The 13849-nt window shown below is 71.6% G+C and carries 12 protein-coding genes; 8 read left to right on the plus strand and 4 right to left on the minus strand.

The window, feature by feature from the left end; genetic code table 11:
• Positions 1-177 precede the first annotated feature (177 nt).
• The gene (locus AS594_RS19670; RefSeq protein ID WP_107357913.1) at positions 178-1965 is read left to right on the plus strand and encodes a hypothetical protein; all 1788 of its coding nucleotides are present in this window, start codon (positions 178-180) and stop codon (positions 1963-1965) included.
• A 100-nt stretch (positions 1966-2065) separates the two neighbouring features.
• Here AS594_RS19670 and AS594_RS19675 read toward each other — a convergent pair whose 3' ends face one another.
• Positions 2066-3400 (minus strand): ABC transporter substrate-binding protein, encoded by a 1335-nt coding sequence (locus AS594_RS19675; RefSeq protein WP_069930631.1) that lies wholly within the window; start codon positions 3398-3400, stop codon positions 2066-2068.
• Positions 3401-3571: 171 nt separating this feature from the next.
• Here AS594_RS19675 and AS594_RS19680 point away from each other — a divergent pair, with 171 nt between their 5' ends.
• Together AS594_RS19680 and purU are read left to right on the plus strand one after the other, a co-directional pair.
• Positions 3572-4018: an SCO4402 family protein gene (locus tag AS594_RS19680; RefSeq protein ID WP_069928278.1), complete on the plus strand. Its 447-nt coding sequence runs from the start codon at positions 3572-3574 to the stop codon at positions 4016-4018.
• Positions 4019-4047: 29 nt separating this feature from the next.
• Positions 4048-4938, plus strand: coding sequence for a formyltetrahydrofolate deformylase (gene purU, locus AS594_RS19685; RefSeq protein ID WP_069928279.1), 891 nt, complete (start codon positions 4048-4050; stop codon positions 4936-4938).
• Between the two features lie 85 nt (positions 4939-5023).
• On the opposite strand, the gene AS594_RS19690 is transcribed toward purU, so the two are convergent.
• Positions 5024-6358, minus strand: coding sequence for a maleylpyruvate isomerase N-terminal domain-containing protein (locus AS594_RS19690; RefSeq protein WP_420877806.1), 1335 nt, complete (start codon positions 6356-6358; stop codon positions 5024-5026).
• Positions 6355-6939 carry a sigma-70 family RNA polymerase sigma factor gene (locus tag AS594_RS19695; RefSeq protein WP_069928280.1) on the minus strand — a complete coding sequence of 195 codons (585 nt, stop codon included), beginning with the start codon at positions 6937-6939 and terminating at the stop codon, positions 6355-6357. Before AS594_RS19695 ends, AS594_RS19690 begins: the two co-directional genes overlap by 4 nt.
• A gap of 259 nt (positions 6940-7198) precedes the next feature.
• On the opposite strand from AS594_RS19695, the gene AS594_RS19700 reads away from it, so the two are divergent.
• Positions 7199-7573, plus strand: coding sequence for an STAS domain-containing protein (locus tag AS594_RS19700; RefSeq protein WP_069928281.1), 375 nt, complete (start codon positions 7199-7201; stop codon positions 7571-7573).
• A gap of 50 nt (positions 7574-7623) precedes the next feature.
• Positions 7624-8154 (plus strand): EF-hand domain-containing protein, encoded by a 531-nt coding sequence (locus tag AS594_RS19705; RefSeq protein ID WP_069928282.1) that lies wholly within the window; start codon positions 7624-7626, stop codon positions 8152-8154.
• Positions 8155-8230: 76 nt separating this feature from the next.
• Here AS594_RS19705 and AS594_RS19710 read toward each other — a convergent pair whose 3' ends face one another.
• Positions 8231-9772, minus strand: coding sequence for a class I adenylate-forming enzyme family protein (locus tag AS594_RS19710; RefSeq protein WP_069932499.1), 1542 nt, complete (start codon positions 9770-9772; stop codon positions 8231-8233).
• A gap of 144 nt (positions 9773-9916) precedes the next feature.
• Between AS594_RS19710 and AS594_RS19715 the strand changes: the two genes are divergently transcribed.
• From AS594_RS19715 to AS594_RS19725, 3 genes are read left to right on the plus strand one after another with little or no spacing between them, the layout of a single operon-like run.
• Positions 9917-11188, plus strand: a complete 1272-nt coding sequence (locus tag AS594_RS19715; protein ID WP_240509055.1) for an amidohydrolase family protein — start codon at positions 9917-9919, stop codon at positions 11186-11188.
• Complete coding sequence (locus AS594_RS19720; protein WP_069932498.1) at positions 11188-12354, plus strand: acyl-CoA dehydrogenase family protein; 1167 nt, start codon at positions 11188-11190, stop codon at positions 12352-12354. Before AS594_RS19715 ends, AS594_RS19720 begins: the two co-directional genes overlap by 1 nt.
• The gene (locus AS594_RS19725) at positions 12354-13265 is read left to right on the plus strand and encodes an acyl-CoA dehydrogenase family protein (protein ID WP_069932497.1); all 912 of its coding nucleotides are present in this window, start codon (positions 12354-12356) and stop codon (positions 13263-13265) included. Before AS594_RS19720 ends, AS594_RS19725 begins: the two co-directional genes overlap by 1 nt.
• Positions 13266-13849 lie beyond the last annotated feature (584 nt).

Raw genomic sequence — 13849 nt, forward strand, 5'->3', positions numbered from 1 at the left:
GTGGAACGGGACGGCCCTTAACAGCGTCTGGAGGGCGCAATGTGTTACAGGGCCGCCCGGTGGGACTCCGGCGGTATGTGTGGGGACCGTGGGTGCGTGGCAGAGGCGTGTTGTCACCCGGTAGCGTGAACCGACGGTTCCGTAGGTCCACACATACGTCCACACGTAGGAGTCCCGGTGACGCAGAGCGGACAGGGTGACGAGTCGCGGGTTCCCGCGGCGCGGCCGCCCGCGCACGAAGGTGTCGTGCTGCCCGCGGACGGCAGCGGTCCCTGGATACCCGGGACGCCCGAGGAGCAGGTGGCTCCGGCGGGTGGACAGCCGTGGGGCCAGCCGTGGGGGCCGCAGCAGTCCGCGACCGCACCGCCGCAGCAGCAGTACGACGCCCCTCAGCAGCAGTACGGGACGCAGCAGTACGGCGCCCAGCAGCAAGCACCTCAGCAGCAGTACGGCGCTCCGCAGGCGCAGCCGGGCGGCCCCCTGCCGCCCCAGCAGCAGCCCGGCGCCCTGCCGCAGCCTCAGCCGCAGCAGGGGTCGCAGCAGCAGTACGGGTCGCCGCAGCTGCAGCAGGCCCAGCAGTACGGTGCGCAGCCGCAGCAGCAGTACGGCGCCCAGCCCGGGCCCCAGCAGCCCGGCCAGCAGCAGTACGGCGCCCAGCAGCCCCACGCACCCCAGCCGCAGGCTCCCCAGCCGCAGGCTCCCCAGCAGCAGCAGCAGCAGCAGCAGCACCACCAGCAGCCCGCCGCCCCGCTCCCCGCGCCGCAGCAGTACGGCGCTCCGCAGGCGCAGCCGCTGCCCCTGCCCCAGGAGGCGCCCGCCGGGGCCAAGCCGGGTGAGGCGGACGCCACCCAGTACATCCCGTACGTACCGGCGGCCGGGCCAGGAGCCCTGCCGCCCGAAAACCCGGCGGAGTCGACCCAGTTCCTCGGCCGGCACCAGAGCGGACCCGCCGGAGCGGCACCCGCTCCCGCAGGGGCCCCCGGAGGCGACGCGGACGCCACGCAGTACCTCCCGCCCGTCCCGAACGCGCAGGGCGCGCCCGCGGCCCCTTCGGGCGCTCCGTTCGGCATCCGCCCCGGCGCACCCGAAGACCGGCAGCCGCCCGCCGAGTTCGACAACCTCTTCCGGGCCGATGCCGGCCCGCCGGCGGATGCCACGCAGCAGATGCCGCCCGTCGGCGCGCAGTCCCCGCATCAGCAGCAGCCGCCGTACCAGCAGCCGCAGTTCGCGGCCGGGCCGCAGGGCCGCGCGGCCCGGCGCAACGCCGCACCGGGCGGGCCGCCGGTGCCCGGCGCTCCCATGACGCCCACGGCCGCCGCAGGCGACGCACCGCGCCGGCGCAATTCGCCGCTGGTGCTGATCGCGGCCGTCGTGGTCGGCTGTTCCGTACTCGGACTCGGTGCGGGCGCGCTGCTCAGCGGTGGCGAGGACGACAGTCCCGAGAACAAGAAGCCGCTCGCCGGAGCCAGTTCGCCGGGCGCCCAGACGTCGCCGCAGGCCGCGCAGGACCCCGCCGAGCCGCAGGCCAAGACGCTCGACGCGCTGCTCGCGGACAGCAACGACAGCCGCGCCTCCGTGATCAGCGCGGTCCAGTCCATCGGGAGCTGCAAGAACCTGCCGAAGGCGGCGAGTGACCTGCGGGCCGCCGCCAAGCAGCGCAACGAACTGGTGACCCGCCTCCAGGGCCTGACCATCGACAAGCTGCCGGACCACACGAAGCTGTCCGCGTCGCTCACCACCGCGTGGAAGGCGTCGGCGGCGGCCGACAACCACTACGCCGCCTGGGCCGACCAGGTCGCCGGCAAGAAGGGCTGCCGTAAGGGCCAGGCGCGGACGACGCCGCAGCAGCAGGCGGGCAACCGCGAGAGCGGCAAGGCGTCACAGGCGAAGAAGGAAGCCGTCGGCATGTGGAACGGCATAGCGAAGCGCTACGGGCTGACGGAGCGGGACGCGACGCAGCTCTGACGGGTACGGACGCGTACGGACGGCGGGCAGGGAGGGGGCGGGCGCCGTGTCGGCGCCCGCCCCCTCCCTGCCCGCCGTCCGTTCCCGCGAGCGGCCCCCGTCAGCCCGCGGACGGCGCCTGTACCAGCGTGTTGCCGACGTTGACGAAGCCCTCCTGCACGGACACCAGCCGCCCGCGCCGCACCACCTGGAACGTCACTTCCCTGTTGACGATGCGCGGGAAGTCCCGGGTCGCCAGCATGTGCTCCAGGCGCCAGCTGAGCGTCGGAGTCAGGCCGCCCGTCTCGACGCCCTCCGACCGGTTGAGCGCCCCGACCACGTCGGACGCCGAAACGCTGTCCTTGTCGTCGTCCCCGCCGCTCTGCGCGAGCGACTCCAGGACGGCGCTGAGGACCGTGTACGCGATCCACGTGGTCTGCACCCCCGGGTCGGCCGGGTCGATCCGGTTGTCCGCGAAGGCGTGTTCCCGGATCACGTCGAGCATCGGGTCCCAGCGCGGGTCGCTCGCCACCGGGTACCAGCCCGTGATGTACGCACCCTCGAAGGGCCCGTCCTTGCCGCCCGTACGGTCGATGAGGGGCTGTCCGACGCTTCCGAGGACCGACGCGACGCCGACCTTTCTGGCGGCTTCGCTCTCCACTCTCCGGAACGAGTCGAAGAAGGTCTCCGTACGGTCGCCGAGCACCGCCGTGACGCAGCCCTTCCCGTTCCCGTACGCGTCGAAGGCGCCGGCGCTGGTCAGCGCCTGCCGCGCCTGTGCGGTGTAGTCGTTCGCGTCCTCCGCCGCGAGGATGTCGGTGGGCGGCTTGCGGTCGCCCTCGGCGAGGCCCGAACCCAGGAGCGTCGGCAGGTCGTCGCCCGCGACCGTGTCGGGGCGTACCAGGGAGACACGGTCGCAGTCGCGGGAGAGCTGCCTGCCGTTGCCCGCCAGGAGGGCCGTCTGCCCGCCGTTGACGGGGTACGAGAGGGGGCTGGCGAACTCCTCGTCCGAGGCCCCGTAGCCGCCGAGGAACGGAACGCCGGCGACCTCCAGCGGCGCCATGAAGGCCCGGCCATGCTGGCTGTACGAGCCGACGACCGCGATGGCGCCCTGCCGTACGGCCTGTTTGGCGCACTTGGCCGCGCCGACGGTGCTGTTGCGTTCGTTGCAGGTGATGACTTTGAGTTCGTGGCCCGCAAGGCCGCCGTTCGCGTTGGCCCAGCGGGCGTATGCCTGCGCCATGGCGGGCATGCCCGGCATGTTCGTGGCCGCGGTGCCTTCCGGGGCCCACGTCATGACGGTCACGGGCTCCCTGGAGCCCCCCGATGCTCCAGGGAGAGACCCGCAGCCGGTCAGCAGCGACGCCCCGACCGCCGTTGCCGTGGCCGCGCCGATCAGGGTCGCGGCCTTGGAGAGGAATGGGCGGGTGAAGAAGCAGCTTCGCCGTCCGGTCATGTGCATGCACGTTTCCGCCCCATGGGTAACGGTGGAGTGAGCATGTCTCAACGTCCAGTGACATCGAGGTGAATTACGGGGGGCCGTACGCCCGTGCTGTCAGGGAACGTACGATCTGCAACCGTGCAAGGTTCGGTGAACTCTTCCCGTCGCGGCCGTCGCTCCCCCACCATGGGCGGCATGCCGCTCAATGACATGCCGTGGTGGCGCTGGCGCACGCATGTGCGATCGGCGCTGCACATGCTCTCGGATCCGGTCTTCCAGCAGGAGTGCTGGCTGGCCGGCGTCGAGGGCTACGGAGACGTGACAGACGCCGTGTACCGGCTGGTGGAGGACACCTGGCTGGACAACTGGTCCGCCGAGAAGTACGTCGGGACGATCTTCCGGGACGCCCAGGAGGCGTCGCTCGTCGACGTCGCCGTCCTGCGCGTCCTCAAGATCATGCATCAGGTGGGCGCGGACGCTCCCGTATCGGCGTACCTCGAACACCATGCCTGGCCGGAGGCGGTGCGGGCGGCGCGCGAGGCGCACGTACGGCTGGCCGCGAACGACGGGGAGGACCCGGACACCGCGCCGCGCACGCTGGAGGTCATCCGCATTCTGACCGGGTCGGCCTGACCCCGGCCGGATATGAAATCCTCGGTGGCATGACCGCCCCGCAGCCCGCCCCCTCGTCCCGCCGGCCCTCCTCGGACCAATACGTCCTTACGCTCTCGTGTCCGGACAAGCAGGGCATCGTGCACGCCGTGTCGAGCTACCTGTTCATGACCGGATGCAACATCGAGGACAGCCAGCAGTTCGGCGACCCCGACACGGGCCTGTTCTTCATGCGGGTCCACTTCTCGGCCGAGGCCCCGGTGACGGTGGAGAAGCTGCGCGCCAGCTTCGCCGCGATCGGTGACTCCTTCCGGATGGACTGGGAGATCCACCGCCCCGAGGAGCGGATGCGGATCATCCTGATGGTCAGCAAGTTCGGCCATTGCCTGAACGACCTGCTCTTCCGGTCACGGATCGGCGCGCTGCCGGTGGAGATCGCGGCGGTCGTCTCGAACCACACGGACTTCGCCGAGCTGGTCGGCTCGTACGACATCCCCTTCCACCACATTCCGGTCACCCGGGACAACAAGTCCGAGGCGGAGGCGCAGCTCCTTGAGCTCGTACGCTCCGAGAACGTCGAGCTGGTCGTCCTCGCCCGGTACATGCAGGTCCTCTCGGACGACCTCTGCAAGCAGCTCAGCGGCCGGATCATCAACATCCACCACTCCTTCCTGCCGAGCTTCAAGGGCGCGAAGCCGTACCACCAGGCGCACGCGCGCGGTGTGAAGCTCATCGGTGCGACGGCGCACTATGTGACGGCCGACCTCGACGAGGGGCCGATCATCGAGCAGGAGGTCGAGCGGGTGGGCCACGACGTGACTCCGGAGCAGCTGGTGGCGATCGGGCGCGACGTGGAGTGCCAGGCGCTGGCGCGGGCCGTGAAGTGGCACAGCGAGCACCGCGTCCTGCTCAACGGCCGCCGCACAGTGGTCTTCGCGTAGGCGGGCAGTCGGGCCGGTCCGCCCCGCGGGCCGGACGCGGTTACGGGCGGCTCGGCGACGCCGCCGCGAAGAGACGCGGTTACGGTTACAGGCGGCTCAGCGACGCCGCCGCGAAGAGTACGTCGCGGATGGCCTCCCGGTCGCCGTTCTGGCCCGCCGCCGCTTCCTCGGGCGGTACGTGGCCCGAGGCCAGGTGGCAGAATTCGACGCCGTCCAGAGCGATGTGGGCCACCTGGTGGGCGGGGGAACCGACCGCCGCCGGGGAGTCCAGCGCGATGTACCAGTCGCCGCCGCCCGCGCCCTCGATCTCCAGGTGGAGCGAGCGGCCGGGAGAACCGGCGGTCACCAGACTCCGCGACGGGGCCGCGAGACCTGCCCTGCGGCGGGCCGCGAGGGTCGCCGGGATCAGCCGCGCGGCCAGGTCGATCATGCTGTTGAGGTGCGCGGCGGCCGGTGGTTCGTACGGGTAGTCCACCGCGTCCGCGATGTCGCCCGCGTGCACCCAGCACTCGAACGCCCGGTCCAGCAGCGCGTCGCGCAGGGGCAGCGAGAAGTCGCCGTACGACACGGAGAGTTCGGCCGATCCTCTGCCCGCGAAGGAGACCGTGCGGATCAGGTCGTGGCTCTGCCCGCGCCAGGGTGCGCGGACGGTACGGGTCGGCGGGAAGTGCGAGCCGCGCCAGTACGCCTCGGTGCGGTCCGACGGCGACACGGGTCCCGAAGCGCCCAGCGGATCGTCGAGGCCGAGAGCCTTCGCCACCAGGCCGTCGACGGTCATCAGGTGTCCGATGACCCCGGCCACCGTCGTCTTGCGGGTCGTGGACTCCTCGCCCGCGAACCACTTGAGGCGCACCGGAGCGTGCCACTCCGCGTCGCCGATGTCCCGCAGGAGGGCGTCCAGGCGCGCCGTCTCCGCGTCGTACGGCGTGGCCCAGCCGGGGACGGGGATCCTGGCCGGCCTGCGGCCCAGGCAGCCGTCGAGCACGCGGTTGCGCAGCAGGGGGTCGAGGTCGAGGCTCCGCTCGGTGTGGAGCAGGGCGACGGCGTCCCGCAGCCGCAGGGCCTCGTCCGCGCAGGGGGCGCACTCGGTGAGGTGGTCCTCTACGGCCCTGGTCTCGTCGGCGGAGCACGCGGACAGGGCCCAGGCGCCCAGCAGCGACTTCAGCACGCTGTGGGAGAGCGCCGGGGGAACCGGTGGGGTCGCCGGGGAGGGAAGCGGGGGAGGCGAGGGAGGCGGCGGGGGCGGGGACGCCGGTTCCAGTACCTCGCGGTCGTCCGCGGCCGTTCTCGGTGACGGTATGCGCGGGCCGCGGCCCTCCGGCCGGCCCTGCCCGCCACCGCTCCCGCCGGAGCCGCCGCCCGCGGCGCCGTCCCAGCCGTGCGGGCCGCCCGGTCCGGTCGGGCCGTGTGGCGCGTTCACCGGTGCTGTCCGTATCCGGGCGGGGACGACAGCCCGTCCTGGTGGCGGGGGTTCGCGGTCGACAGCAGTTGCAGCCCGAGCCGCAGCCGCCGACGGGCCTCGTCCTCCGTGACCCCCAGGTCGGCCGCGGTCTGCCGGTAGTCCCTGCGCTGGAAGTACGCGAGCTCCAGCGCGGCCCGCAGCGGCGCCGGCATCGACGTCACGATGTAGTCAGCACGGGCGGCCGCCGACGCCCGGCGGACCTTCTGCTCCAGCTCCTCCGAGGTGCCGTCAGCGCCGTCCTCCAGCGCCGCCGCCTCGGTCCGCCGCAGCCGGTCGACGGCCTTGCGGTGCGTGAGCCCGGCCACCCAGGACCTCATCGAGCCCTGCTTCGGGTCGTACGCTTCCGGGTTCTCCCAGACATGGCCGAACACCTCGCGCGTGATCTGGTCGGCCGCCCCGTCGTCGTCGAGCACGCGGTGGGCCAGGCTGTGCACCAGCGACGCGAACCTGTCGTACAGCTCGCCGAGCGCCGCCGCCTCGCCGCGTGCCAGCCGCTGCTGCATCCTGCGGTCCCAGCGGGGCGGTGTGTCCTTCGCCATGCGGCCCCCAACCCTGTGCGCCTGCCCACCGTGTGCCCCTCGTCACTTCCTTCGAATGTAGTGCGAGCCACTGACAACCCATGCCCCTTTACGGTAAGTGCGTCGATGTCCCGGCCCCGGGATGATAATGATCCGGTCCGACCGGGGTGTTGTCCCTCAGGGGGCCGCGTTTCGTGGAGTGCGTTTCATGGGAGTGCGGTGGGGCAGCCGCCAGATGGAAGGACGACTTCCGCATCAGCAGAACGAAAGGTCCAGTCGCGTGACGCTGAAGGTGATCGAGGCAGAGCACAACGCCTGGGCCGTGCTGCACGTCTCCGGAGAGCTGGACCTGGTGACGTCACCCGCGGTCCGCCAACACGTGCACGACGCCGTCGCGAACGGCCGCCACCGCGTGGTGCTCGACCTGTCCGGGGTGCAGTTCTGTGACTCCAGCGGCGTCGGCATCATGATCGCCGCCCGCCGTCTGATGCATTCCTGCGGCGGTGATCTGCGTCTGATCCTGCCCGCGCGCGGCGCTGTCGACGGTTCGCACGTGAACAAGGTGCTCGCGGCCCTCGGCGTACGCCGTCTCTTCGAGGTCTACCCCGACGTCGCCACCGCCGCCGACGACGAGGCCCAGGCGCTCTCCGCCTGAGAACGCGCAGAATTCCCCCGTCCGCCCGCCCACGTCGTACCCTCCCCCCTATGGACAGCGCAGAGTACGAGCGCAAGACCGCGGCCCGTTTCGCCAGCTTCGACCAGGACGGCAACGGATACATCGACCGCGAGGACTTCAGTGCCGCCGCGGCGGCCCTGCTGGCCGAGTTCGGGACGACGGCCCGTTGCGACAAGGGGCAGGCGCTCTACATGGGGGCCGAAGCCTTCTGGCAGGGCATGGCGGGCATCGCCGACGTGGACGGTGACCAGCGGGTCACCCGCCAGGAGTTCGTCACGGGCGCGGTCAAGCGCCTGCGGGACAACCCCCGGCGGTTCGCCGAGATCGCCCGCCCGTTCCTGCACGCGGCGATCGCCGTCGCGGCCGAGGAGGACGGCGGCGGAGTCACTCCGCAGGCCGCCGACCGGGTCCTTCGGGTGTTGGGCGTGGCCGGTGACAGGGCGCAGGCCGTGGCGGAGGCGCTCGACGCGGACGGTGACGGCCTGATCAGCGAGGAAGAGATCCTGGCCGCCTTCGCCGCGTACTACACCACGCCGGGACCCGACGCCCCGGAGTCCTGAGCGTCGGCGGACCGGGCACCGCCCGGCGGCCGCCCGTGTACGCCGGTGTACGCCGCGAGCGACGCACCGCCGCCGATCACGGTGAATAGCGTTCGCGCAGCTTGTACTTGAGTACCTTGCGCAGCGTCTCGTTGCGCGGCAGGGCGTCCACGAGTTCGAGCTGCTCGGGCAGTTTGTGCACGGACAGCCCCTGTTCCCGCAGATACGCGGCGACCTCCTCCAGGGTCAGCGGCGCGGCGCCCGGGGGCTGTTCGACGACGGCGCACACGCGCTCGCCGCGTGCCGGGTCGGGCAGCCCGACGACGGCCGCGTCGCCCACGCCCGGGTGCCGGTGCAGCAGGTCCTCGATCTCCTTGGCCGAGATGTTCTCGCCCTTGCGGATGATGATGTCCTTCAGCCGCCCGGTGAGCACCAGGTGGCCCGTCGCGGTGAGGTGCCCGACGTCGCCGGTGATCAGGAAGCCGTCCTCGTCGAAGGCGTCCGCGTTCTGGGACGGGTCCAGGTAGCCCCGGCACACGGCCTCGCCGCGCAGCCGCACCTCCCCGTCGGTACCCGCCGCCAGCGGTGTGCCGTCCTCGGCGGTGATGCGTATCTCCATCCCTGCCGGGGGCCGGCCCTCTGTCGTCGCCAGGTTCTCCGGGGTGTCGCCGGGGGAGCCCATCGTGATCATCGGTACTTCGGTCATGCCGTATCCGTGGGTCAGCATGCAGCCCATCTCGCGTACGACGGCGTGGTAGATCTCCGGTGGTTTCGGCGCCCCGCCGCCGGCGAGCAGCCGGAGGGTGGGGACGATCCTGCGGGACGGGTCCTTGCGCTGTTCGGCCAGGAACATCGAGTAGAAGGCGGTCGACCCGCCCGCGACCGTGACGCCGTGCCTGCGGTAGCCGTCCAGGGCGGCGGGCATCGCGAAGTGTTCGAAGAGAACGGCGGGAAAGCCGTAGAGGAGCAGCATCACCAGGTAGTCGGGGCCGCCGATGTGCGCGTACGGGAACGCTATCGAGCCGATGTCGTCCTGGGACAGCCGCAGCGCGTGCGCGAGACAGGAACCGCCCGCTATCAGGGAACGGTCCGTGTGCAGGACGCCCTTGGGGTCGGACGTCGTCCCGGAGGTCCAGTAGATCCAGCGGACCGTGGTGCCGTCGGAGGGTGGCGGCGGAAGCGTTCCCGGGTCCCCGTCCGGAACGTTCCCGTACGCCTCGAAAACGCCGCGCGCGCCGAGCCGGTGCGCCATGTCCGTGTGGTCAAAACCGCGCCACTGTCCCGGTACGGCGAAGAAGTCCGCCTTCGACTCCCGGAGCGCGAAGCCGACCTCCCGCTCCCGGTAGAAGGGGATGACCGGTGTCTGTACGGCGCCAAGTCTGGCCAGCGCCACCGAGAGGAGCACCGTCTCGATCCGGGTGGGCAGCTGCCAGGCGACGACGCTGCCCGGGCGCACGCCCCGGGCGTACAGGCCGGCCGCCACGCGCTCGGCGCGGTCCCTGAGCCCGCCGAAGGTGAGTACGCGGTCGAGGCGGTCGTCCTGAAGCAGTACGGGCCGCTCCGGAGTGAGCGCGGCGCGGCGGTCGACGAGCTCCCAGAGCGTGCGGGAGGCGCCCAGCGCGTACGCGGTGTCGGTCACGGCGGTTCTCCTCACAGCTGACGGTCAGTCAGATTGTCCGGAGAGCGTAGGGCGCTGCGCCTTGTCGGTCCAGGGGTGCGGGGCTAGCCTGATATCTGACGGGTCATCAGAAATGTGGGATCGCGAGCGCCGGAGGACACACCCATGGAACTGCCCCGGATTGTCAGCGTCGACGACCATGTGATCGAGCCGGCGCATCTCTTCGAGACCTGGCTTCCGGCGAAGTACCGCGACCGCGGCCCCAAGCCGCTGACCGCCGGGATCGGCGAGCTCGCGTACGTGGCGGGGAAGTACCGGATCACGATGGACCCGGACGGGCCGCCCACCGACTGGTGGATCTACGAGGACCTGAAGTTCCCGTACAAGCGCAACATCGCCGCCGTCGGCTTCGACCGCGACGACATGACGCTGGAAGGCATCACCCGCGCGGAGATGCGGCGCGGCTGCTGGGACCCGAAGGCCAGGCTCGCGGACATGGACCTCAACCACGTCGAGGCGTCGCTGTGCTTCCCCACCTTCCCGCGCTTCTGCGGGCAGACCTTCGCGGAGGCGCACGACAAGGAGGTCGCCCTCGCCTGCGTGCGCGCGTACAACGACTGGATGGTGGAGGAGTGGTGCGGCGACAGCGGCGGCCGGCTGATCCCGCTGTGCATCATCCCGCTGTGGGACATCGGCCTGGCCGTCGCCGAGATCGGACGCAACGCGGCACGCGGCGTACGGGCGGTCACCTTCAGCGAGATCCCCACCTGCCTCGGGCTGCCGTCCATCCACTCCGGCTACTGGGACCCGTTCTTCGCGATCTGCGAGGAGACCGGCACGGTCGTCAACATGCACATCGGTTCGTCCTCCCAGATGCCCGCCGCCTCCCCTGACGCCCCGCCCGCCGTGCAGGCCGCCCTCAGCTTCAACAACGCCATGGCCTCGATGATGGACTTCCTGTTCAGCGGCGTCCTGGTCAAGTTCCCGCGCCTGAAACTGGCCTACAGCGAAGGCCAGATGGGGTGGATTCCGTACGCCCTGGAGCGCGCGGACGACGTGTGGCAGGAGCACCGCGCGTGGGGCGGCGTGCGGGACCTGATTCCGGAGCCCCCTTCGACGTACTACTACCGTCAGATGTTCTGCTGCTTCTTCCGTGACAAGCACGGGGTCGCTTCCCTGGACGTCGTCGGCCGCGACAACGCCACGTTCGAGACCGACTACCCGCACGTCGACTCGACGTTCCCGCACACGAAGGAAGTGGCGCTCGATCACGTGAAGGGCCTCGACGACGAGACCGTCTACAAGCTGATGCGCGGCAACGCCATCCGCATGCTCGGGCTCGACCTGGACCGCGACCGCGTCCCCGCCGCCGGCCAGGTCCCCGCCGCCGCTCATGGCTCCGCCGCAAGCGTCCCCGGCGCGGACCGCCTGCGCTGATGGACCTGACGTACACCGAGGAGGAACAGGACTTCAGGGCGCGCCTGCGCGAGTGGCTGGCGGCCACGCTGCCGGGCCTGCCGCCCCGGCCGGACCCGTTGGACTGGCCGGGGCGGCGGGCGTACGACACGGGGTGGCAGCGGCGGCTGTACGACGCCGGGTACGCGGGACTGCACTGGCCCGCCGACGCGGGCGGGCGCGGTGCCACCCCCACCCAGCACCTGATCTTCCTGGAGGAGACCGAGCTGGCCGGGGCCCCCTACGTCGGCGCGAACTTCGTCGGCCTGCTGCACGCGGGACCCACCATCGCCGCCGAGGGAACCCCGCGGCAGCGCGCCCGGTGGCTGCCGCCGGTCCTGCGCGGCGACGAGGTCTGGTGCCAGGGCTTCAGCGAACCGGACGCGGGGTCGGACCTCGCTTCGCTGCGTACCCGGGCGGTGCGCGACGGGGACGCGTACGTCGTCACCGGATCGAAGATCTGGACCTCGCACGCGGAGGTCGCCGACTGGTGCGAGCTGCTGGTGCGCACCGAACCGGTGAGCGCGGCCGTTCCCAAGCACCGGGGCATCACCTGGCTCGCCATGCCGATGAACGCTCCCGGGGTGACCGTAAGGCCGCTGCGCACGCTCACGGGAACGGCCGAATTCGCGCAGATGTACCTCGACGAGGTACGCGTCCCGGTGGCCAATCGCGTGGGGGACGAGAACGACGGCTGGCGCGTCACCATGGTCACCCTCTCCTTCGAACGCGGAACCGCCTTCGTGGGCGAGGTCGTGGCGTGCCGCCGCACCCTCCGGAGACTCGCCGCGGCCGCTCGCGGGAACGGCCGCTGGGACGACCAGGAACTGCGTCGCACCCTGGGGCGTCTGAACGCCGAATTCACCGCTCTGTGGCGGCTCACCCAGTGGAGCGTCAGCGAGGCACAGCACACCGGAACCGCCGTTCCAGGGAACGGCGGTTCCGTCTTCAAGCTGCGCTACTCGCACGCGCGTCAGGAGCTGTACGACGCCGCCGCCCGGGTGCTCGGTGCCGGTTCCCTGGACCTGTCCCACGACTGGACCCCGGAACGGCTGTCGTCGCTCTCGTACACGATCGCGGCGGGCACGTCGCAGATCCAGCAGGACATCGTCGCCGAGCGGATCCTCGGCCTTCCCAGGGGGCGCTGATGGACTTCCGTCTCACCGACGACCAGCGGGCGCTCCGGGCAGGCGTACGGGAGCTCCTCGAAGGCCGCTTCGGACGGGAGCGGCTGCGTGCCGCGGTCGACAAGCCGGCCCCCGGCGCGGACCCGGCCCTGGACCGTGCGCTGTGGCGGGAGCTCGGGGACGCCGGGTTCTTCGCGCTGCGGCTGCCCGAGAAGGACGGCGGAGTGGGCCTGGGACTGCCCGAAGCGGTGCTCGCCTTCGAGGAGGCGGGCCGCGCGCTGGTGCCGGGCCCCCTGGTGGCCACGCACCTCGCCGCCGGCTCGGTCCCGGGAGCGGCCACCGGCGAGACCGTGGTGACGCGGGTGGACGGCGAGCTGGTGGAGTGGCTGGACGCGGCCGACTGTGTCCTCGGGGGAACCGGGATCACCGCGGGAGCCGTGCCCGTACGCTCCGTGGACCCGCTGACGCCGCTGCACCGCGTACCCGGCGGCGCGGGCGCCTCCGGGGAGCCGCCGGAGCCCGGAGCGGCCCTCGGCGCCCTGCTGACCGCCGCCGAACAGCTCGGCAGCGCCGCCCGCACGACCGAGGCGGCCGTTCATCACGCCTGCGAGCGGGAACAGTTCGGCCGGCCCGTCGGAGCCTTCCAGGCGGTCAAGCAACTGTGCGCGCACATGCTGGTACGTACCGAGGTGGCCCGCGGCGCCGTGTACGGGGCCGCGGTGACCGGGGACCCGGTGGAGATCGCCGGAGCCAAGCTGCTCGCCGACGAGGCGGCCGTCCGCAACGCACGGGACTGCCTTCAGGTGCACGGCGGAACGGGCTTCACCTGGGAGGCCGACGTACACCTGCATCTGAAGCGCGCGTGGGTGCGCGCCGAGCGGTGGCCGACGGCGGGGGACGCGTCCGAGACGCTGGCCGCGGCGCTACTGTGAGGAGGGGCGCGGTGAGTGGGGTGCGGTGATTGTGGTGCGGTGAGCGGGGCTCGGTGGAGGTGGTGCGGTGATTGTGCTGTCGTGCATGGGTTGCGGTGGGTGTGGGCGTTGCGTGCCTGCCTCGAAGGCGCTGAATCCGCTTACCGGCGAACACGGACCGTGCACGTTCCGTGGTGAGCATGACCGTCGGTAATCCTCCGGTCGCCCCGTCCTGCGACTGGTGATCGATTACCCTGCGTCGATATCGGGTTGTGTCCTACGCGTGACTCGTCACGGGCCGGAGTCGGGGGTGCGCTCCGGTACTCTCCGTGGGATGCGAGTGGTTCTGATGCGCAGACGTCCCGGCGTTGCCTCTGTGGTGACTCCGGGCCGCGGGATGTGCGCCGCTCGTGCCGTGCGGAGGCGCCGTGCGCGCCCCTGTTCGACTCCCCGCAGCGTGCGTCGCACAGTATGCACCACGCGTACTCCTTCGCGCTGGAATATGCCCGAAGCGCTTGTTGCGGTGACTGTACGTCAACCATGCTGTTCCACAAGGGAATCACGTTCCGTGACCCTGTGGAGACGCGAGGCGATGTGTCCGCCGG

The organism is Streptomyces agglomeratus, from assembly GCF_001746415.1.
Classification (GTDB): domain Bacteria; phylum Actinomycetota; class Actinomycetes; order Streptomycetales; family Streptomycetaceae; genus Streptomyces; species Streptomyces agglomeratus.

Bases quoted from the DNA above. Each gene is read 5' to 3' on its own strand.
- AS594_RS19680 (WP_069928278.1), top strand. From the start codon at position 3,572: ATGGGCGGCATGCCGCTCAATGACATGCCGTGGTGGCGCTGGCGCACG.
- AS594_RS19720 (WP_069932498.1), top strand. From the start codon at position 11,188: ATGGACCTGACGTACACCGAGGAGGAACAGGACTTCAGGGCGCGCCTG.
- purU (WP_069928279.1), top strand. From the start codon at position 4,048: ATGACCGCCCCGCAGCCCGCCCCCTCGTCCCGCCGGCCCTCCTCGGAC.
- AS594_RS19695 (WP_069928280.1), bottom strand. From the start codon at position 6,939: ATGGCGAAGGACACACCGCCCCGCTGGGACCGCAGGATGCAGCAGCGG.
- AS594_RS19715 (WP_240509055.1), top strand. From the start codon at position 9,917: ATGGAACTGCCCCGGATTGTCAGCGTCGACGACCATGTGATCGAGCCG.
- AS594_RS19705 (WP_069928282.1), top strand. From the start codon at position 7,624: ATGGACAGCGCAGAGTACGAGCGCAAGACCGCGGCCCGTTTCGCCAGC.
- AS594_RS19725 (WP_069932497.1), top strand. From the start codon at position 12,354: ATGGACTTCCGTCTCACCGACGACCAGCGGGCGCTCCGGGCAGGCGTA.
- AS594_RS19675 (WP_069930631.1), bottom strand. From the start codon at position 3,400: ATGACCGGACGGCGAAGCTGCTTCTTCACCCGCCCATTCCTCTCCAAG.